We start from the raw sequence: 19,412 nt of genomic DNA, 5'->3' as shown, positions 1-19,412 counted from the left end.
ATCTGACATCTGCGCAACTCCCAGCTATTGTTGAGGGGCTGGGGTGGTACCGCACCACGTTGGCTTGCCTACATCGGCGGTCCTCAAAGGCCGCTAGATCCTTTATCGACGTTAAGGTGCCGACGTTAAGGTGCGGGATGGGGATCGCTCGGCTCGTCTGTCGGCTGCTACCCGCAGATATCATGTTGACGGTCCCTCCACCCTGGCTCCTACATACCTCGTAGGAGCCGGGAGGAACATACAAGCCCATGCTCGGCTGCGGTTGGGGTCAGAGCCCTTTCCTGCGGAAAGGGATCCGACCCCGATGGTTCGCTCAATACACATCGCGCCGGTAACGACCGGCCAAAAGCAGCGCTTCCTTGCCGTCGGCACCGAGCACCTGCTCGATCACCGCATCCACTGCCGGGGCCATGCCCTGCAGGCTGCCGCAGACCAGAATCGTTGCGCCTTCACCGACCCACTGCCGCAGCGTGGCCGCTTCGGCCAGCAGGCGATCCTGCACATACCGATGCGCGCCGCCATCACGGCTGAATACCGTATCCAGGCGGGTCAGCGTGCCGTTGGCGAGCATCGCCTGCAGCTCATCGCCGAAGTGGAAATCATGCGCGGCCGAGCGTTCGCCGAACAACAACCAGGTGCGACCGCCGCCAACACGTGCGCGCTCGTGCAGGTGTGCACGCAGACCGGCGATACCGGTGCCGTTGCCGATCAGCAGCAGCGGAACATCGATGGCGACGCCGTGGAAATTCTCGTTGCGGCGCAGGCGCATCTGCACCGGCTCGCCGACGACGGCGTGGTCGCACAGCCAGCCACTGCCAACGCCCGGTGTGCCATCGGCACGCAGCTGACGGCGCAGCAGAAGCTCCACGGCGCCGTCGTCCATCACCGAGGCGATGGAATATTCGCGATGCGGCAGTGGCTGCAGTGCCGCCAACAAGCCAGGCAGATCGCCCGCAGCAACCAAGGAGGGCAGATGCGAGCGTGCAACGCGGGCGAGCAGCGTATTCCCGTCGTCCAACACAGTGTTGGCATCGAAGCCCTGCGCCTGCAGCCAGTCGCGCGTGCTCTGTTCGGCGTGCTGGGGTCCGACCTCGGCGATGTCGCCCGCCTGCCAGTGCGCGCTGCTGTCGGTCGGTGGCTGCAGGCGCAGCCGGTAGACGGGGCCACCGACGCTGCCGGGGTTGAGGTGGCTGCGCTGCAGCAGCGTCCACGGCTGGTACTGGGCCGGTGTCCAATCGGGCAGTTCGCTGGCGTCGCCGCCGAGCTGGCCGAGCAGCTGTTGCCAGTGGCGCAGGGCGGCCGGGTCGGCGTTGTCGACTTCAATGGCATCGAACAGCGGATGCGCGCCATGCTGACGCAGCCAGTCGTGCAGCTGGTGGCCGAACGCGCAGAAATGCCCGTAGCTGCGATCACCCAGCGCGAGCACACCGTACTGCAGGTGGCCCAGAGGCGGCGGCGTGGTCATCACCTGGCGCAGGAAGGGCAGGGCGTGGTCGGGTGCATCGCCTTCGCCGGTGGTGCTGACGATGAACAGTGCACGCGCACTGCCCGCAAGCAGGGGCGCATCCACTTCGTGCAGACCGCGCAGGCGCACCGGCACGCCGGCCGAGCGCAGGGCCTGCGCACTGCGCTCGGCCAGTTCGCGGGCAAAGCCGGTCTGGCTGGACCAGACCAGCAGCATCGGTTGGTCGCCGCCTTCGGTCGTGTCATCGCGCGCACGGCTGCGCCACCACACCACGGTGCACGCCAGTGAATACAGCGCGGTGGCGGCCAGTGCGATACCCCACTGCCGCGACGGCGGCGCACCCTGCCACCACGCTTCGCCGAGGTGCAGGCGCAGCAGGGCGAAGCCGATCACTGCCAGCAGGACCAGCACTACGACGTTGCCAAGGGTTGCGCGCGGGAAACGAGTGCTCATGCGGCCTGCTCATCCAGCAGTCGCTGGAAGGCACTGCTGAGGGTTTCGCGCGGGCCATCGGCGGTGCGCTCCAGGAAGCGTGCGGCCAGCCCTTCGCGCTCTGCCAGCGCGATGCCCGCGTCGCGACCGAGCACGGTTAGTGCGGTGGCCCAGGCGTCAGCGTGCATCGCGTCGTCGGCGACCACGGTGACCGCGGCTGCGACCTGTCGCACCGGCGTGCCGCTGCGTGGGTCGAGGCTGTGACTGTAGGCAACGCCATCGTCCTGATACTGGTGCCAGCGATCGCCGGAGGTGGCCACTGCCTTTCCATCCAGCGCCAGTACACGCGGTGGCGTATCGGTGTGGGCATCTTCTTCCGGCGCCGACTCCACCAGCACGCGCCACGGCTGGCCGTCAGGCTTGCGCCCATAGCCTGCCAGTTCTCCGCCAACTTCAATCAGTGCGGCGTTCACACCCTGGCCGCGCAGCCACGCGGCGACGTGGTCGACGCCGAAGCCCTTGGCGATCGCCGAGAGGTCCAGCTCCAGTCCGCCCGGTTGCAGCAGCGCATCGTCCTGCCAGTGCAGGCGCTGCCAGCCGCAGCGTGCGCGGGTTGCCTGCAGCGTGACGGCATTGGGTGCACGTCGTTCACCGGCATGCGCACCGAAGCCCCACAGCGCCACCAGTGGGCCGAGGGTGGGATCGAAGGCACCACCGCTGGCGGCGGCGATGGCCTGCGCGCAGGCCAGCACATGGCGGGTTTCGGCCGGCAGCACGCAGTAGTGACCCGCGTCGGCGCGGTTGTAGCGGCTCAGGTCGGAACCCGCTTCCCAGGTGCTCATCTGCGCGACCACGTCGTCCAGCCGCGCCTGGATGCCGGCGTGCAGCGGATGCAGGTCGCGCTGGCGCGGCGCGACCAGCGACACGCTCCAGGTGGTGCCCATGGTTGTGCCGCCGAGGCGGGCGATGTCGAGCAGGGAATCGGTCATGGTCGGGCGGTGCGGACGCGATGCCGGGGCCTGCCCGGCATCGCGATCCCCCATTACTGCGGCAGCACTTCCAGCGTGGCAACGTAGCTGAGGCGGCGCTTGGCAGCCTGCTTGACCGAGGTCTTCTTGTCCTCGGTGCCGGTTTCCAGCCAGTACATGCCGGCTTCCGGCCAGGTCACCTTGATCTCGCCCTTGGCGTCACTGGTCAGTTTCTGCTCGTCCTGCGCATTGCGGTAGCGGGTGCCACCGCGCACGATCTCGAACTCCAGGCCTGCGGTCGGCTTGCCGTCGACCAGTACGCGGAAAGTGGCTTCCTCACCGGCGAACAGGTCGTTCGGATGGCCGACGGCCACCAGCTCGATGCCGCGGTTGGTCGGCTTCAGCGCGGTGTCATTCGGCGCGCCGTTGGTGACAAAGGTCTCCACGCGGCCGACCGACTGGCTCACTTCCAGCTTCTTCGCATCCTTGGGCAGTTCGCCGAAGGTGGCGGCATTGCCGCGCCAGCGCTTGCGCTCACCATTCAGTTCATAGGTGGCCGACAGGCCGTCGTTGACCGAGGCGATGCGGTAGGTGCCCTGCTGCTTCAACTCGACGTCGAACACGCTGCGGTACTTGCCGGTGGCCGCGTTCTGCGCCTGCACGGTACTGCCGTCCGGGGCGGTGATCACCACCGATTCCAGGCGCAGCGGCACGTGGTTGAAATAGAACAGGTCATTGGAGACCGCACCGTCGACGGTGATCCACGGCGCGTTGCCGGCGATCACGGTCTGCGAGGGCAGCAGCCAGGCCTTGTGGGCCAGGGCAGAGAAGGGAAGGGCAGCGGCCAGAGCGGCGGCGAGGACGAGCGTGCGCTTCATGCGGAAGACTCCAGTTGGAAGGGGTCGGATCCCTTTCCAAAGGAAAGGGCTCTGACCCCGAGGATATGGCGATGGGGTCAGAGCCCTTCCTGCGGAAGGGATCCGACCCTGCTTGATCAAGGCTTGACGGCGAGGGTGACCTGGCCCAGTTCGGTGGCGCCCTGCGCGCGGCCGTTCTGTGCGGCGGTGGCCGGCCAGGTGAAGGGGATCTTCAGCAGTTCACGGCCGCCGACTTCGCGCACCGCTTCCACCACCAGGGTGTAGTTGCCCGGGGCCAGCTGTTTCAGCGCCGGCTGCTTGTCGTTGAACGACAGCGCGTGCTTGCCGGCGGGGCGGGTCGGGCCGGTCACGCCATCCACCGGCACCTGCAGGGTGCGGCCGCTCTTGCGCCACCACTGGCGCAGGTCGGGCAGCCACTTGGTGCCATGGCCTTCGCTGTTGCTGGTCTGCTGGTACCAGACCGACAGGTTGGCGGCGACCTTCTGGTCGGCGCCCTCCAGCCACACCGCCACATACGGGCGGTGGTATTCGGCCACGTTGAGCTTGGGCACTTCGACGTTGATGTCGAGGGTGGTGGCGTAGGCCGGCGAGGTGGCCAGCAGGCCGCTGAGGGCGATGGTCAGGGTGACGCGCATGGGGCGGCTCCGGAGAAACGGATGGAAATCACGGTGGAAGTTCAATGGATCAGCAGCAGGGCGATCAGCAGCGGAATCATCAGGCCCAGGCCGACCAGCGGCCAGGTCATGCGTCGCTGCCGCGCATGCAGGTGCAGCAGGAACAGACCGGTGATGCAGAACACCAGGCAGGCCACGGCGAACACGTCCAGGAACCAGCCCCACGCGGGGCCGGCATTGCGACCCTTGTGCAGGTCATTGAGGTAGGACACCGCGCCGCGCGAGGTCGATTCGTACTCCACTGCGCCGGTTTCGCGGTCGATGCTCAGCCAGGCGTCGCCGCCGGGGCGTGGCAGCGATAGATAGATTTCCTCGGCTGACCATTCGGCGGGGCGGCCGCCGATGGAAATGCCCAGCTGCTCGTCCAGCCATTGCCGGGCCGGGCGCGGGATCGGCGCGTTGCCGTCCTCGCGTGTGCCGAGCTGGCCGCGCACGTCGGCCGGCAGTTCCAGATGCTGGTTCTGCACTTCTGGCTTGGCTTCGATCTTCGCCGCATGGTTCAGCGTGAGCCCGGTCACCGCGAACAGCAGCATGCCGATCAGGCAGACCGCCGAGCTGATCCAGTGCCACTGGTGCAGGGTACGCAGCCAGAAGCCGCGGCTCTGCTGCTGCACGGTGGAAGATGCGGGACGGCTCACGGCACGGTTCGGGACGGATGAATACTGGCCATTACATCATTGATGAGAATTGCTCGCAATTAGATGTCGTTGTGTATCTCTGAAGGGGTAGTGCGGACCGGTAGATCCACGCCATGCGCGGATGAAACGCCGACCAAGTTGGGTATGGGCAGTAGATCCACGCCATGCGTGGATGGAGCGGTGCCGACCAAGGTAGGCACCCACCAAGGCCGGCACCCACCAAGGCCGGGCGGTGCCGACCAAGGTCGGCATCTACCAGGGCCGGGCGATGCCGGCCAGCGGCCGGCACTACCGGTCGCGGCCTCAGAACTTCGCGTTGAGCGAGATCCAGTAGCTGCGGCGCTGGTCCTTGGTGGCGTAGTCGTCCACGCAGTTGTATTCGCTGGGGCTGGTCAGCAGGCACGACTGCGAGACGAAGTTCTTGTCGAACAGGTTGTTGACCCGCGCGTTGAACGTCAGCCACTGCGTGGCCTTCCAGCTGCCACCGAGGTGGAAGATCGTGTAGTCCTCGTAGTAGCGGGTGTGGCTGGCACCGCCGGCATCGAGGATCGTGTCGCGGTAGCGGTCGTAGCGGCCTTCGCCGATCAACGACAGGCTGATGGCATCGTTGAGCTGCCAGTTCAGGCTGGCGTTGGCCATGTGCTTGGCCGGCATGGTGCCGGTGATCGGCAGGCCCTTGCCGGAACCGGCAGTCTGCTCGCTCTTGGTCCAGGTGTAGTTGCCGCGCAGCTGCAGGTTGTCCAGCAGGTCGACGTGGCCGGCCAGTTCCGCGCCACGTGTTTCGGCCTTGTCGATGTTCACGCTCTGGGTGAAGGTGCTGTAGCCCAGCGAGGCCCAGCCCGGGCCGATGTCCACGCAGTAGCCACTGCCGGCAGGTGCCACCTCGCAGTTGGGGAACGTGCCGCCGCTGGCGATCTTGTCTTCGAACTTGTTGATGAAACCGGTGACGTTGAAGCCCCAGCGCTGGCCCTCGTAGTACGCGGCCAGCTCGTAGTTGGTGCTGGTTTCCGGCTTCAGGTTGGGCGAACCCACCAGCGGCAGCACACCCTGGCCACCGAAGCCGGTGATGCCGGGGAACAGCTGGTCCGGACGCGGGGTCTTGTAGCCGGTGCTGACGCCGCCCTTGAAGGTCCAGGCATCGGTGGCGTTCCAGACCAGGTAGCCGCGCGGGCTGAGGTGGCTGCCGAAGATGTTGTGGTCGTCGTAGCGCAGGCCGAAGGTGGCGGTCAGGGTGTCGGTCAGCGACCAGTTGTCCTCGGCGAACAACGCCCACATGCGGTGCTTCTGCCTGGTGTTGCTGCGGTAGCCGGCACCGTCCATGCCGAACACGCCGTCCACCATGTCGGTGTCGTTGTACTGGCCGCCCACGGTCAGCTTGTGTGCGGCGAAGTCCAGGTCGAGCATGGTGTCCAGCACGTAGCCTTCCAGCTCCATGGTGCGCAGCGGACGCGGCAGGAATGCCTGCAGGCGTGCCTGTTCGCTGGCGTTGAGTGCACCCAGCGCGTTGTTGCGGCCGGCGGCACAGTTGCTGGCGGCACCGGTGCGGCGGCAGACGTCGTTCCACAGGGTCTGCAGGCCGGCGCGCTCGTCCAGCGTCAGCGGCAGCGAGCGGCCGAGGTTGTTGCTCTTGCTGTGGGTCAGTGAGGTCTGCCAGGTACCGAAGCTGTAGCGGCCCTGGTGGGTCAGCGACAGCTGGTCGCGCTCGTAGCGCTGGTAGGCGGTGTAGCCCACGCGCGGCTGCACCACGCGGCGGGTGACGGTGCCGTTGCCATTCGGATTGGGGACCACCGCATTGCCCACGCGCCACAGGCTGGCCAGGCTGTCGAGCGTGCCGGTCTGGCCCTCGCTGTTGTCGTACTTCTGGCGAGAGACGTCGTAGTCCAGCCACAGCTCGTGGTCGTCGTTGACATGGAAGTTCAGACGCACGCCGGTGTTCCAGTTGGTGTTGGCCACCGACTTGCCGCCGCCACCGAAACCGATGCTGCGTTCCCACAAGGTGCCGTCGGGCAGGGTCAGTGCGTCCCATTCGGGATTGGATGCCTTGGCGTCGTAGTAGCTGCCGCGCACGGCCAGGCCGAGGCGATCCTTGACCAGCGGGCCGCTCAGGTACAGGTCGGTGCTGCGCGCATTGCCGAACTGATCGTCCTGCTGCACGGTGAAGCCCTGGGTGACCGCGCCGTGCCAGCTGTCCTGGTTGCGGCGGGTGATGATGTTGATGACGCCGCCCATTGCATCCGAGCCGTACAGCGTGGACATCGGGCCACGCACCACTTCGATGCGCTCGATCGCATCCAGCGGCGGCAGGTAGGCGAACTGGCCACCGCCGAAGTTGTTCGGATACAGCTGGCCGGCATTGCTCTGGCGGCGGCCGTCGATCAGCACCAGGGTGTACTCGGACGGCAGGCCGCGCATGGAGATGGTGGCGCGGCCGTTCTTGTCGGTCGCTTCCAGGCCGACGTCGATGCCCTCGACGTCGCGCAGGGCGTCGACCAGGCTGGTGTAGGGGCGCTTGCTCAGCTCTTCGCGGCTGACCACGCTGATGCTGGCCGGTGCATCGACCACTTTCTGCTCGAAACCGGAGGCGGTCACCACCACCTTGTCCAGGGTCTGCGGTGCGCCGCTGGCGGCACCACTGGCGTAGGCGGGAGCCGCGACGGCGGCCAGCACGGCGCTGGTCAACAGGTGGCGGGACAGGGACGAACGGACACGATGGCGCTGGGCCATGGCAGATACCTCGAAGGATGTAAGGCAGCGCGATGCCGGGCGCGGAGCGCGCGCGGCAGGGCAGGGATGGCCCGATCAGGGGCGGCAGAGGTGAAGCAGGCAGCGGCGAGCCGATGCAACCGCGCAGGCGGTCACAGCGTGCCGTGGATCAGGCGAGCGGCGGCGCCTGGCCGCGTTGCTGGCGACGCCCGGGCGCATCGGTCCAGGGCATGTCTGGTGCGGCCAACGGCCAGTGCGAACGCGCGCCGGACGGAGCCGACGCGGAGGGAACCAGATCAAGTTCGGTACGCAGCCAGTGGCTGGCCAGCAGCAGTGGCGGCGCCGGTTTGTCAGTGGACTTGGCCGGTGCAGAAGCGCAGCGCCGCAGCTTGGCCGGTGCTTCTTCCTGCAGGGGGCCTTCGCCGCCGCGCTCTTCCAGCGGCTGCTGCAGCGCCTGGGTTGCAGCCGCATGGGCCACGGGCAGCAGCGGCAGGGTGCCCAGCAACAGCGTCAACATCGCCACCCACGCCAGCAGGCTGGCCAGCGCAGGCCGACGGCCGCGCATGGCGGTGCCGAGCTGTACAAGCCGAAGCGGGCGGGGGCGGAACGGGCGACGCAAGCGGAAATCCCTGGCTGGCCGGAACATCCGGCGTCAACGGGGCGTGATTGTAATGAGACCCGTTAGCCGTTGCAAATGAGAATGATTGCCAAATTGTCGCAAGGGGTGGCCTGATCGGCTCAGACCTCGCTCCAGCGTCGCAGCAGGTTGTGGTACACGCCGGTCAGCTGCAGCACCGCGTCAGCATCGCCATCGGTCTGTCGCAGGCGTTCGATGGAGGTGTCCATCTCCCACAGCAGGCGCCGCTGCACGTCGTCGCGGATCATGCTCTGCACCCAGAAGAACGAGGCCACGCGCGCGCCTCGGGTGACCGGGTTGACCTTGTGCAGGCTGCTGGAGGGGTACACGATCAGATCACCGGCCGGCAGTTTCACTTCATGTTCGCCGTAGGTGTCGCTGATGATCAGCTCGCCGCCGTCGTACTCGTCCGGATCGGACAGGAACAGCGTGCAGGAGATGTCCGAGCGCAGCTGCTCGCCGTTGGCCAGGTTCATCACCGCGCCATCGACATGGAAGCCATAGGTGCCGCCGCCGCTGTAGCGGTTGAAGCGCGGCGGCAGGTACTTCAGCGGCAACGCCGCGCTGAAGAACAGCGGCTGCCGGGCCAGCGCCACGAGAATGGTTTCGCCCAGTTCGCGGCGCAGCGGCGAAGCTTCCGGCAGCTGCTGGTTGTGCTTGGCCTGCGCGCCGAGGTGGCCGACAGTCTCGCGGCCATCGGTCCAGTCGGCCGCATCGAGCCTGCGGCGGATATCAGCGACCTGTTCGGCAGGAAGGATGTCGGGGATGTGCAGCAGCATGCGGAAGTCCTCAGCAAGCGGATGGTGCGACCAGGGCGCGCACCTGCGGGTGGGGTGAGGCGGCCAGCTCGGGCACGATATGCGCCATGAAGGCGGGACTGCCGTGCTGCAGTGCCAACCGCAGCCAGTGCACGGCCTGTTCGATTTCACCGGCCTGCAGCAGGATCGAGGCGTAGTTGGCCTGGCCGCGGAAATCGCCGGCCTCGGCCGCGCGCCGATACCAGGCCAGCGCCGCCTGCGGATCGCGTCCGGTGTCCAGTCCGTCCTCCAGATGCCGGGCCAGCAGGTTCATCGACTTGGCGTGGCCCAGATGCGCCGCGCGGGTATACAGCGCCAGTGCCTGTGCACGGTCCTGCGGCACGCCACGGCCGGTGGCCAGCAGGTTGGCCAGGTTGTACAGGCCCCAGTCCAGACCGGTGTCGGCCGCGCGCCGGTACCAGACCGCGGCAAGCGAAGGATTGGCGGGGGTGCCCTTGCCCAGTTCATGGCAGCGGCCGAGCATGTTCATCGCCATCGGCGCGCCGTTGTTGGCTGCGGTCTCGTACCAGAGCAGTGCCGCAGCAGCGTCTTCCGGCGTGCCTTTGCCTTCCATGTGCATCTGCGCCAGCAGCAGCTGCGCCTCGACCTGCCCGGCCTGTGCCGCATCGCGCACGCGCGCAAAGGCGGCCTGCGGGTCGTGCAGCAGCAGGTCTGCCAGTGCGTCGGAATCAAACGGGGTGTTGGAAGCCATGCGCGGAGTATCGCCGGAAACAAAAACGGCGGCAGGAGATCCTGCCGCCGTGTGGGTGCTGCGGGTTACATCAGAACTTCACGTTCAGTGCCAGGGTGGCCGAACGGCCCGGAGCGATGCTCGCGTAGTGCGACGCATAGGCCTTGGTGAAGTAGGTCTTGTCGGTCAGGTTCTGCACGTTCAACTGCAGGCTGATGTTGTCCTGGATCGCGTAGCTGGCCATCGCATCGAAGCGGGTGTAGCTGGGGATCCACTTGGTGTTGGCCACATCACCGTACTGCTTGTCGGAGTAGTTGGCACCGGCGCCGACGGTCAGGCCGAACGGGAAGCGGTAGGTGGTCCACAGCGTGGCGCTGTGCTTGGCGGTGTTGGGGAACACGTTGCCGTTGTAAGGCGAGGGCACGTAGACGTTGGACGGGCAGGTACGGCCGGACACGGCGCAGACGAAGCCGTTGTCCTTCAGTTCCGAATCCAGGTAGGTGTAGCCACCGTACAGGCTCCAGGCATCGGTCAGCTGGCCGGTGAAGCCCAGTTCCACGCCGTTGATTTCCTTCTTGCCGGCGTTCTGGCTGGTGCCGTTCTCCACGGTCACGCGCGCGTTGTCCATCACGGTGTGGAAGATCGCCGCGGTCAGGTTCAGGCGGTTGTCGAACAGGTCCCACTTGGTGCCCAGTTCGAGGTTCTTGGTGTCCTGCGGCTTGAGGTCGGCCACGGTGGCGCTGAGGCCATCGGAACCGTCGCCACCGTCCATGCCCGGCGGGGTGGAGGAGGTGCCGTAGGACAGGTAGATGCTGCCGTTGGCAGCCGGCTTGAAGACGATGCCGGCCTGGTAGTTCAGGAAGTCATTGTCGTTGCGCACGCGGGTCGGCGCCTTGCCGGCCACCGGGGTGGTCAGGGTGGTGGAGAAGTCGTCGTAACGCAGGCCGACGTTGATCATCCACTGCGCGTTCAGTTCGATGGTGTCGAACAGGTAGGCGGACGTGGTCTTGGTGCGCTGCTCGACGTCCAGCGCCTTGTCGCTGCGGTACACCGCATGGGTGGCCGCCCACGGATCGTTCGGGTTCGGGTTGTCGAAGCTGGTGCAGTTGTAGCCGGTGGCGGCACCGGTGGTCGGGCACTTGCTGCTGTTGGTCAGCGGGTTGTTGGTGCCCGGGGTCATCAGGTAGCTGCCGCGCGTCATCTTTTCGTCGCTGTATTCCAGGCCGGCGCTGTAGCTGTGCTTCAGCGCACCGGTCTGGAACGCACCGGTCAGGCTCAGCTGGTCGGCAAAGCTCTTGACGTCGACGGCGCGGCTGTTGGTACGGCGCCACAAGGTGCCGTAGTTGTTCGGGTTGCCCTGGCTGTCGTCCGGCTGGGTCCACAGGTAATCGTTGCTGGTGTTGCCCAGGCGCGCGATGTTGCGCAGCTTGTGGCCACCGAAGTCGTAGCTGCCGTCCAGGGTGCTGATGTCGGCGCGGGTGCGCTGGAAATCGCGATCCACCAGGCCGTAGTAGTTGTTGCGGTCGGGCACCATCGGGCGGCCGTCGACCCACTTCGACACCGGTGCGCCGTTCGGGTTGCCGTACGGGAAGCCGCCCGCGTCGGGCAGGTCGTCGCTCTGCATGTGGTAGTGGCTGGCGATCAGCTGCGCCGGGCCGTTCAGGCCGAACGCGATCGACGGCGCGATGCCCCAGCGGCTGACGTTGGCCGCGTCACGACCGGCGATGTCCGACTCGTGCTTCATCAGGTTCAGGCGTGCGGCGATGCCATCGCCCAGCACGTAGTTGGCATCCACGGTGCCGCGTGCGTAGCTGTCGGTACCGATGCCCATGCTGGCAGTGGTCTCGTTCTTCAGCTTCGGCGTCTTGCTGACCAGGTTGAGGCTGCCACCACCGGAGTCACGGCCGCCGTAGGCCGAGCTCGGGCCCTTGACCACTTCCACCTGCTCCAGGTCGAACACTTCGCGGGTCTGCGAACCGACGTCGCGCAGGCCATCGACGAACATGTTGCTCTGCGAGTCGAAGCCGCGGATGAAGGGGCGGTCACCGGTCGGGTTGCCGCCTTCGCCGGCACCGAAGGTGATGCCCGGAACCATGCGCAGCGCATCCTGCAGGTTGGTCGCACCGGTTTCGGCGATCAGCTTTTCCGAGACGATCGAGACCGACTTCGGGGTGTCCAGCAGCGCAGCGGTGAACTTCGGCGAGGACGGGTTGAACCAGCTGCCGCGCACCTGGACCTTGTCCAGTTCGGTGGCCTGGCTGGCGCCGGCGTCGTCGGCCGCCTGTGCCGCCAGCGGCGCGAAGCCGGCGGCGAGGGTGGCGGTGGCCAGTACCGAAACGCGAGGTGCGTACTTGCGGGTCTTGATGTGGGTCATGGGCAGGTTGGCGGTGGCTTGGATAGGGAATGAGCGAGGGCCGGCCAGCACGGCTGGGCGCGTGGCGACAGGCAGGAGGTGGGTTCTATGGAGCCGGGCCATGCTCGGCTGGCCGGAAACGCAATCAGGCGCACGGCAACGGCCGCAGGGCGCCTCAGATGGCGCGCGGTGCCGGAGGTGCGTGGCCGGGATTCAGGCGCAGCGAGGGGTCGTGCAGCTGCCAGCGCAGGGCATCGGAGTGCCACAGCGGGATATGCGCCACCAGCGCGGCACGCGGCAGGGCAGTGCCGGCGCAGGGCGTGCCACCTTCACCATCCACCGGAGGTTCCGGGGCGGGGGCGGCGTGGTGTGGGCATTCGTCGCCGGAAGGCGCCGGCAGCGGAGCGACCTGCTCGACATCGTGCAGATGCGCCTGCCAGCCAGCGTTGGGGGCGTGGCCACCGCCGCGTCCTTCGTGCAGCGCCGACCAGCCCAGTAGCAGCGTCAGCAGCGCGGCCACGAGTAGCGGCCACCCCTGACGGGCGAGCTGGCACAGCGTGGCGGTGGGCGCGGACGAAGCCATGGCGCAGGCGGGGGCATTACGAAGATGTTACGTAGGATAACATCAACGATAATGATTCGCATGTACGGGCCCAGCATCCGGTTCCGGGTGGCCCGCAGGGCCCCTGAAAGGCCCCTCAGACTGTTCCAGTAGATCCACCCCATGGGTGGATGCCCTGGACTTCAATCGCGGTCGTCGCGGGTCCACACCGCGTCGTGCTCGCGCTTCACCGGAAACTTCGGCACTGCGGTATAGGCCGGGGCACACAGGGCGCGGCCATCGCGCACGTCGAAGCGCGCCCCGTGCAGCACGCACTCCACGCTGCCCTCGGTGATATTGAACTCGCCGGAGGACAGCTCGAATTCCTCATGCGTGCACTGGTCTTCCAGCGCGTACAGTTCGCCGTCGAGGTTGAACACTACGATCGGCGTACCGGTGACTTCGTCGAACACGCTCTTCATTTCGCCCGGCAGCAGTTCGACGCCAGCGCAGACAAAGGTCCAGGCCTCGCTCACGCGGTGGCTCCGGCCAGCGGCTTTTCCAGGATCTCGAAGCGCAGGTCGTCGCGCTTGGGAATGCCGAAGCGTTCGTCGCCATACGGGAACGGCTTCTTGATGCCGGTGCGCTGGTAACCGCGGCGCTCATAGAAGGCGATCAGTTCATCGCGCACGTCGATCACCGTCATCTGCATCACCGGCACGTTCCATTCGCGCGCGGCGTGGGCCTCGGCCGCGTCCATCAGCTGCTTGCCAACGCCGCCGCCCTGCTGGGCCGGGTCGACCGAGAACATGCCGAAGTAGCCCTTGCCGTCGACGTCGGCGACATGGGCACAGGCCACCAGCTGGCCGTCGCGTTCGGCCAGCAGGATGGTCGAGCGCGGGCGATCCAGGTCGCCCTGGATGCCTTCGGCGTCGATGCGGGCGCCGTCCAGCAGGTCGGCTTCGGTGGTCCAGCCAACGCGGCTGGCGTCGCCGCGGTAGGCCGAGGTGACCAGGGTGATCAGGGCGGGGATGTCGGCCGACGTGGCGGCGCGGAAGGTCAGGGTGCTCATGGGGCCATTTTAGGTGGCGTGGGGGCAAGCGGGGAGGTGGCTGATCCTGCTGGCTTTGCCAAGTGTGTCGGATACGCCTTGTTGACGCAGCCTTCATTTTTCATTCATAAATGAAGCAATACCCGCCCACCGCGTTCAAGCGTGTGGTTGTCTGCCGGAGTGGGCACCGTCCGATCTGAGCATCGACAGTGGCGCGATGTGGGCGGGGCTCTCGAGGAAGGTCGATCCAGGGAGGATCTTCATGCAGTCACGTGCCACCTCCAATCCGCGCGCCGCCAGCGCCGCCAAGCGCCTGCTTCTGACAGCACTGGCCTTGTGCGTACTCGCACCGGTCGCCGCCTCTGCCCAGATCGTGCCGACCTGGCGCGAGGAGTACGACAAGCGCTTGAAGTACGGCGACCTGGTCGAGCCCTTGAAGGGCGAGATCTTTGGTGAGCAGGTCAACCTGTATGACGGTTCGATCAGCTTCAAGGCGACGGATATTTCGATCCCGGGCAATGGCAGCTTGCCGATGACGCTGAGCCGCAGCTACAGCGATGGTGACGGCAGCAGCGAGAGCCCGTTCTCCGATTGGGGCCTGGATATTCCGTCGTTGTCTGGTGTCTACGGCGACCTGCCAGAAACTGCTGCTGCCGGCTATTGGGCGCCAGCAGCGCGCTGTTCGACGGTGGGCGCGCCGCCGGCGCTCGATGTCTGGAATCGCCGCAATACCCAGATCGTTACATTCAGTACCCATACGTTCTGGGACGGCGTGCGCCTCTCCCTGCCGGGGGGCGGCGGAGAGCCGGTGCTCGGCGGCAACGGTGACCCGCGCCAGCCGCAGCCGCAGTTTGGTCAGCCGGCACCTTGGAACACGAAAGGCGGATGGACCTTCAGCTGTTTGACCGCATTGAAGAGCGGTCAGCCGGGTGAGGGATTCCTCGGCCATGCACCGGATGGCACAAAGTACTACTTCGACTGGATGGTGGCCCGTTACAACACCGAGGCAACCCTGCAGCCGTATGGCCCGGAAAGCAACGCAATGCTGAAACGCAAACGCGTGTTCCTGTACCCATCGCAGATCGTCGATCGCTTTGGCAACTGGGTGCGCTATGAGTGGAGCGGCGACCGGCTGCAGCGCATGGTCGCCAGCGACGGACGCGAGATCAGCCTGGCGTACACCGCAAACGGGTTGATCGCTTCGGCTACCGCAGCAGGTCGGACGTGGACCTACGGTTATACCGAAGCGGACATTATGCGAACGGTGACACTGCCCGATGGTACGCAGTGGATCTACAACCTGCCGCCCCTGTGGGTCACACACAAGTACCCCGAGTACACGGGACAGAACATTTGGGAGTACATGAGTTATCCGGCTACCTGTTCACGGATGAACAAGATTGTGCCAACTGAAATCACCGCGACTGTCCAGCATCCTTCGGGCGCCGTGGGGTCGTTCCTGTTCCGGCCATTCCGTCACGGCCGGAAGAACGTCAAGTTGGACTGCCAGACTTCCGGCGACAATCACCTGTTTGCTGATGGTTGGAACTACACGCCGATCTATCGCGACGCACAGTCGCTGGTAGCGAAAACAATCAGTGGTCCAGGTATGCCCACTGCGCAGTGGACCTATCAGTACACCAATCTTGATGGCGCCTACGCGCAGGATCTCGGTGGACCGGCCATTCCTCCGGGCCAGGCAGAACCGAAGATCACCACCGAAACGCTGCCCGACGGCGTCGTGCGTGTGTACGAGTTCGGCAAGGAGGTTGCCTACAATGATGGTCTGCTGTTGTCGACCACGACGCGTTCGGGCGGCACTGTCGTGCGCGTTGATCGCAACAACTACTATCCCGACGCCCAGCTGGACTCGGCGCCATTCCCGAAGGAAGCCGGCAAGGACTTCAAGTACGGTGCGAACGATCTCAAGGCGCACTACAACCGTCCTGTCCAGTCCACTGTCGTGGAACAGGATGGCGTGCAGTTCACCCGCACCGTGCAGGCATTCGACGCTTTTGCACGCGAAGTGACTGTCGTCGAGGGCAACTCCTCCGGGCAGAGTCGCACCAGCGCAACCACCTACTATGACAACCTCGCACTATGGGTGAACGGTCAGTCAGCGCGTAGCGTAGTCAATGGTGTTGAGCAATCACGCACCGAGTTCGACACGACCAATGCGTTGCCGATACGTGCGTATGCCTTCGGGCGTCTGGCACAGCAGGTGACCTACGCAGCCGACGGTACGGTTGCGTCGGTCGCCGACGGCCGTGGCAACACCAGCCATCTTTCCGGTTGGAAACGCGGTGTGCCGCAGCAGTTGCGGATGCCAGCCACGACTGAATCTCCCAATGGAGCGACGCGCAACGTTGTGGTGGACGACAACGGTTGGATCACCTCGTTGACCGATGAAATCGGTGCGACCACCAGTTTCAGCTACGACAGCATGGGGCGCCTGCGCAGCCAGCAGTTCCCCGGTGGCGACACCGTGAGCTGGAATGCGGTCACCATGGACCTGCAGCGGTTGGGCAGCGCGCAGTTCGGCGTGCCGGCCGGTGCCTGGAAACATTCCCGAACCCAGGGCGGACGACGGACCGACACCTATCTGGACGCCATGTTCCGCCCGGTGCTGCTCACTGAAAATGCAGACAACGTTCTCGATAGCGCAGTGGTGACCCGCTACGACACCAGTGGTAAAACGGTGTTCGCGTCCTATCCTGTTCGCTCGCTTTCCGACATCAACGCGTCACTTGGTGGCGCCAGCACGCAGTACGATGCGCTGGGTCGACCGGTCGTGGTCAGTCAGTCGTCCGAACTGGGTGCCTTGGTGACTCGCACCGAGTTCGTGGGCAACCTGTCGGTGAAAGTAACCAATCCACGCGGGCAGTCGACCACAACACGGCACCTGGCCTATGACCAGCCGACCTATGAGATGCCGTTGACACTGCAGCATCCAGAAGGGGTAGTGACCGAGATCCAGCGCGACGTTCTCGGCAAGCCGCTGGCGATCACCCGTCGCAGCGCCGACGGCAGCCAGGCGCTGACCCGCCGTTATGTCTATGACGGTTACCAGCAGCTGTGCAAGACCATCGAGCCGGAAACCGGGGCGACGGTGCAGGACTACGATGCTGCCGGCAATGTCCTATGGTCGGCTGCCGGTACGGGTTTGACCAACGCCAGCGACTGCAATCGCGCCGAGGCACTTGCCAGTGGGCGTGCGGTACAGCGCAGCTATGACGCCGCCAACCGCCTGCAGGCGCTGACCTTCCCCGATGGCCGCGGCAACCAGGCCTGGTCGTATACACCGGATGGCCTGCCCGCAGAAATCAGTACGCAGAACGATGCCGGGCGTCCGCCGGTCATCAATCGCTATCAGTACAACCGTCGCCGCCTGCTCAGCAGCGAGACGCTGCAGCATCTGGACTTGGGTACGCTGAACTTCGCCTATGGTTACGAGGGCAATGGCACGCTGGCCAGCAACACGTACCCGGGCGGGCGCATCGTCAGCTATGTCCCGGATGCGCTCGGCCGCGCTACATCGGTAGGCGGCTATGCGAGGGAGGCCAGCTATTTTGCCAACGGTGCGCTGGCACGCTTCGTCTATGGCAACGGCGTTGTCCATACGATGACCCAGAATGCACGCGGTCTTCCTGACCGAAGTCGCGATGCCACCGCTGCGGCCGCGGTGCTGGACGACAGCTACGACTACGATGCAGGTGGCAACGTGATGGCCATCTCTGATGGCTTGCCGGGTGCGCCAGGTAATCGTGACATGGCCTACGACGGGCTGGACCGGTTGCGCTCGGTTACTGCGCCCGGCTTTGGCAATGCGCTGTATGAGTACGACGCACTGGACAACCTGCGCCGGGCCAAGGTCGGCAGCCGGGATCGTACGCATTACTTCGATCCCACCAATCGCCTGGTCAACGTTGTCGATACCGGCAACAGCGCGACCGTTGTCGGTCTCGGCTATGACGTGCAGGGCAATCTTTCGATCCGCAATGGTCAGGCGTTTGGTTTCGACTACGGCAACCGCCTGCGTACCGTGGGGACGACGGAAGCCTATCTGTATGACGCGCATGGGCGCCGAGTAAAAGCTTGGAACAGCGAAGCGGGCACGATCTACTCGTTCTATGACAATGGCGGCGTGCTGCGCTTCCAGCGCAATGAGCGTACGGGAAAGCAGACGGACTATCTGTACCTGTCCGGCAGCCTGGTGGCGCAGGTGCACGGCGAGGCTGCACCCAGTGTTCCGGCACTGAGCGCCCCGGGCTACATCACCCAGGGCAGCGTCAACCTGACGTGGAGTCCGGCCGGTGGCGCCAACCGCTACGAGTTGCAGCGTGCCCAGGCGGGAGCCTGGAGCACGATCTTCGATGGTGCGGCACAGGCGTTCACCAGTGCCGATCTGGTTACGGGCACCTATCAGTTCCGTGTGCGTGGTTGTCGCTTGATCTGTGGCGACTGGAGCAACACCGCTTCGGTCGCCGTCGAGCTGCCGCCGGCTGCAGTGCCTGCGCTGAGCGTACCGGCAACTGCATTCAACGGCAGCTACAGCATCAGCTGGTCGGCCTCTGCCGGCGCAGAGCGCTTTGAGCTCGACGAGAGTGCCAATGGTAGTGCCTGGAGCCAGGTCCACAATGCGGCGGGTCAATCCAAGGGGTTCAGCGGAAAACCCGCAGGCAGCTTCGACTATCGCGTCCGTGCGTGTAATCCGGTGGGCTGCACCAGCTACAGCAGCAGCGCTGCGGTGGCAGTGGTCTACCCACCTGCGAGTGCTCCGGGAGTATCAGCGCCGGCCCGTTCGGCACCGGGCAGCATTGGCATCGGCTGGAACGGAATTGGCGGTGCTGACCGCTACACGCTGCAGGAAAGCACCAATGGCGGTGGGTGGGTGACGCTGGTGGATGCACATGTGGTGTCCTTTGCAACGCCCGCACGTGGTGTGGGGAACTATGCCTACCGCGTGGCCGCCTGCAACGGCGCTGGATGCGGGCCGTGGTCGGGATCTGCAGCGGTTGCCGTGATCGGTGCGCCGACGATCGAGCCGGTGATCAGCGCGCCGGGCCTGGTGAATGTGCCGCAGTACAGCTTCAGCTGGTCAGTGCCGGCCAACAGCGAAAGCTTCATCCTGGAGGAGAGCGCCAACGGCGGTGGTTGGACCGTGGTGCATAACAGTGGTGCGAACAGCTTCGGCGCGGACCGTGGCAAGGGCAGCTATGCCTATCGCGTGCGTGCCTGCAACTTCGTGGGGTGCAGCCCTTACTCGGGCATCGTGACGGTCGTCGTCGCGCTTCCGCCAGGGACGCCGAATTTTAACGTTGCCAAATGGCTGACCACACGCAAAGCGCCGTATCAGGTCTGGTGCGAAGTGGGCTGGGGGCCGACTGCCGACGCGACGGAGTACCACCTGGAGAGTGGTGGTGGTGGTGGGCAGCGGCTGTACACCGGTCCGAACACCTATGTTGCGGAAAGTGGCGGCACTTACTGCGCAGGTAGCTATCGCGTGCGTGCCTGCAATGCAGGCGGTTGCTCGCCGTGGTCGGCGGACCGGACCGTCACCCGCGGCGTACTGAGCTGGGATTGA

Annotated in this window: 14 protein-coding genes; 1 reads left to right on the top strand and 13 read right to left on the bottom strand. The window is 65.8% G+C overall.

What is annotated here, in order from left to right:
- Positions 1–313: 313 nt before the first annotated feature.
- From AC13GI_RS08610 to AC13GI_RS08550, 13 genes are all read right to left on the bottom strand, one after another.
- Positions 314–1,918 carry a sulfite reductase subunit alpha gene (locus AC13GI_RS08610; RefSeq protein ID WP_482996031.1) on the bottom strand — a complete coding sequence of 535 codons (1,605 nt, stop codon included), beginning with the start codon at positions 1,916–1,918 and terminating at the stop codon, positions 314–316.
- Positions 1,915–2,886 carry an FAD:protein FMN transferase gene (locus AC13GI_RS08605; protein WP_482996030.1) on the bottom strand — a complete coding sequence of 324 codons (972 nt, stop codon included), beginning with the start codon at positions 2,884–2,886 and terminating at the stop codon, positions 1,915–1,917. Before AC13GI_RS08605 ends, AC13GI_RS08610 begins: the two co-directional genes overlap by 4 nt.
- Positions 2,887–2,939: 53 nt before the next feature.
- Positions 2,940–3,743 (bottom strand): DUF4198 domain-containing protein, encoded by an 804-nt coding sequence (locus AC13GI_RS08600; protein WP_482996029.1) that lies wholly within the window; start codon positions 3,741–3,743, stop codon positions 2,940–2,942.
- 116 nt (positions 3,744–3,859) lie between these two features.
- Positions 3,860–4,378, bottom strand: a complete 519-nt coding sequence (locus AC13GI_RS08595) for a DUF2271 domain-containing protein (protein ID WP_032975835.1) — start codon at positions 4,376–4,378, stop codon at positions 3,860–3,862.
- Between the two features lie 41 nt (positions 4,379–4,419).
- Entirely contained in the window at positions 4,420–5,055 is a 636-nt protein-coding gene (locus AC13GI_RS08590) for a PepSY-associated TM helix domain-containing protein (RefSeq protein ID WP_099819282.1), read from the bottom strand.
- Positions 5,056–5,358: 303 nt separating this feature from the next.
- Entirely contained in the window at positions 5,359–7,779 is a 2,421-nt protein-coding gene (locus AC13GI_RS08585) for a TonB-dependent receptor domain-containing protein (protein WP_482996028.1), read from the bottom strand.
- Between the two features lie 148 nt (positions 7,780–7,927).
- A complete protein-coding gene (locus tag AC13GI_RS08580) occupies positions 7,928–8,323 on the bottom strand; it encodes a hypothetical protein (RefSeq protein ID WP_180163800.1) in 396 nt (131 codons plus the stop codon).
- 173 nt (positions 8,324–8,496) lie between these two features.
- Positions 8,497–9,174, bottom strand: coding sequence for a Fe2+-dependent dioxygenase (locus AC13GI_RS08575; protein ID WP_482996027.1), 678 nt, complete (start codon positions 9,172–9,174; stop codon positions 8,497–8,499).
- A 10-nt stretch (positions 9,175–9,184) separates the two neighbouring features.
- Positions 9,185–9,904: a tetratricopeptide repeat protein gene (locus AC13GI_RS08570; protein ID WP_482996026.1), complete on the bottom strand. Its 720-nt coding sequence runs from the start codon at positions 9,902–9,904 to the stop codon at positions 9,185–9,187.
- Positions 9,905–9,974: 70 nt separating this feature from the next.
- Positions 9,975–12,257: a TonB-dependent receptor gene (locus AC13GI_RS08565; protein ID WP_482996025.1), complete on the bottom strand. Its 2,283-nt coding sequence runs from the start codon at positions 12,255–12,257 to the stop codon at positions 9,975–9,977.
- A gap of 154 nt (positions 12,258–12,411) precedes the next feature.
- Positions 12,412–12,819 (bottom strand): hypothetical protein, encoded by a 408-nt coding sequence (locus tag AC13GI_RS08560; protein WP_482996024.1) that lies wholly within the window; start codon positions 12,817–12,819, stop codon positions 12,412–12,414.
- A gap of 161 nt (positions 12,820–12,980) precedes the next feature.
- Complete coding sequence (locus tag AC13GI_RS08555; RefSeq protein ID WP_482996023.1) at positions 12,981–13,313, bottom strand: non-heme iron oxygenase ferredoxin subunit; 333 nt, start codon at positions 13,311–13,313, stop codon at positions 12,981–12,983.
- The gene (locus AC13GI_RS08550; protein ID WP_482996022.1) at positions 13,310–13,849 is read right to left on the bottom strand and encodes a GNAT family N-acetyltransferase; all 540 of its coding nucleotides are present in this window, start codon (positions 13,847–13,849) and stop codon (positions 13,310–13,312) included. The genes AC13GI_RS08555 and AC13GI_RS08550 overlap by 4 nt, the downstream gene beginning before the upstream one ends.
- A gap of 241 nt (positions 13,850–14,090) precedes the next feature.
- Here AC13GI_RS08550 and AC13GI_RS08545 point away from each other — a divergent pair, with 241 nt between their 5' ends.
- Entirely contained in the window at positions 14,091–19,412 is a 5,322-nt protein-coding gene (locus AC13GI_RS08545; RefSeq protein ID WP_482996021.1) for a wall-associated protein, read from the top strand.

The organism is Stenotrophomonas sp. 82F1 (genome assembly GCF_056861525.1).
Note: the sequence above shows the minus strand (reverse complement) of the source record. Positions and strands in the feature narration are given on the sequence as shown.

Coding starts and splice junctions, on each gene's coding strand:
- AC13GI_RS08600 (WP_482996029.1), bottom strand. CDS start 3,743: ATGAAGCGCACGCTCGTCCTCGCCGCCGCTCTGGCCGCTGCCCTTCCC.
- AC13GI_RS08575 (WP_482996027.1), bottom strand. CDS start 9,174: ATGCTGCTGCACATCCCCGACATCCTTCCTGCCGAACAGGTCGCTGAT.
- AC13GI_RS08595 (WP_032975835.1), bottom strand. CDS start 4,378: ATGCGCGTCACCCTGACCATCGCCCTCAGCGGCCTGCTGGCCACCTCG.
- AC13GI_RS08580 (WP_180163800.1), bottom strand. CDS start 8,323: ATGCGCGGCCGTCGGCCTGCGCTGGCCAGCCTGCTGGCGTGGGTGGCG.
- AC13GI_RS08585 (WP_482996028.1), bottom strand. CDS start 7,779: ATGGCCCAGCGCCATCGTGTCCGTTCGTCCCTGTCCCGCCACCTGTTG.
- AC13GI_RS08610 (WP_482996031.1), bottom strand. CDS start 1,918: ATGAGCACTCGTTTCCCGCGCGCAACCCTTGGCAACGTCGTAGTGCTG.
- AC13GI_RS08560 (WP_482996024.1), bottom strand. CDS start 12,819: ATGGCTTCGTCCGCGCCCACCGCCACGCTGTGCCAGCTCGCCCGTCAG.
- AC13GI_RS08605 (WP_482996030.1), bottom strand. CDS start 2,886: ATGACCGATTCCCTGCTCGACATCGCCCGCCTCGGCGGCACAACCATG.
- AC13GI_RS08550 (WP_482996022.1), bottom strand. CDS start 13,849: ATGAGCACCCTGACCTTCCGCGCCGCCACGTCGGCCGACATCCCCGCC.
- AC13GI_RS08570 (WP_482996026.1), bottom strand. CDS start 9,904: ATGGCTTCCAACACCCCGTTTGATTCCGACGCACTGGCAGACCTGCTG.
- AC13GI_RS08545 (WP_482996021.1), top strand. CDS start 14,091: ATGCAGTCACGTGCCACCTCCAATCCGCGCGCCGCCAGCGCCGCCAAG.
- AC13GI_RS08565 (WP_482996025.1), bottom strand. CDS start 12,257: ATGACCCACATCAAGACCCGCAAGTACGCACCTCGCGTTTCGGTACTG.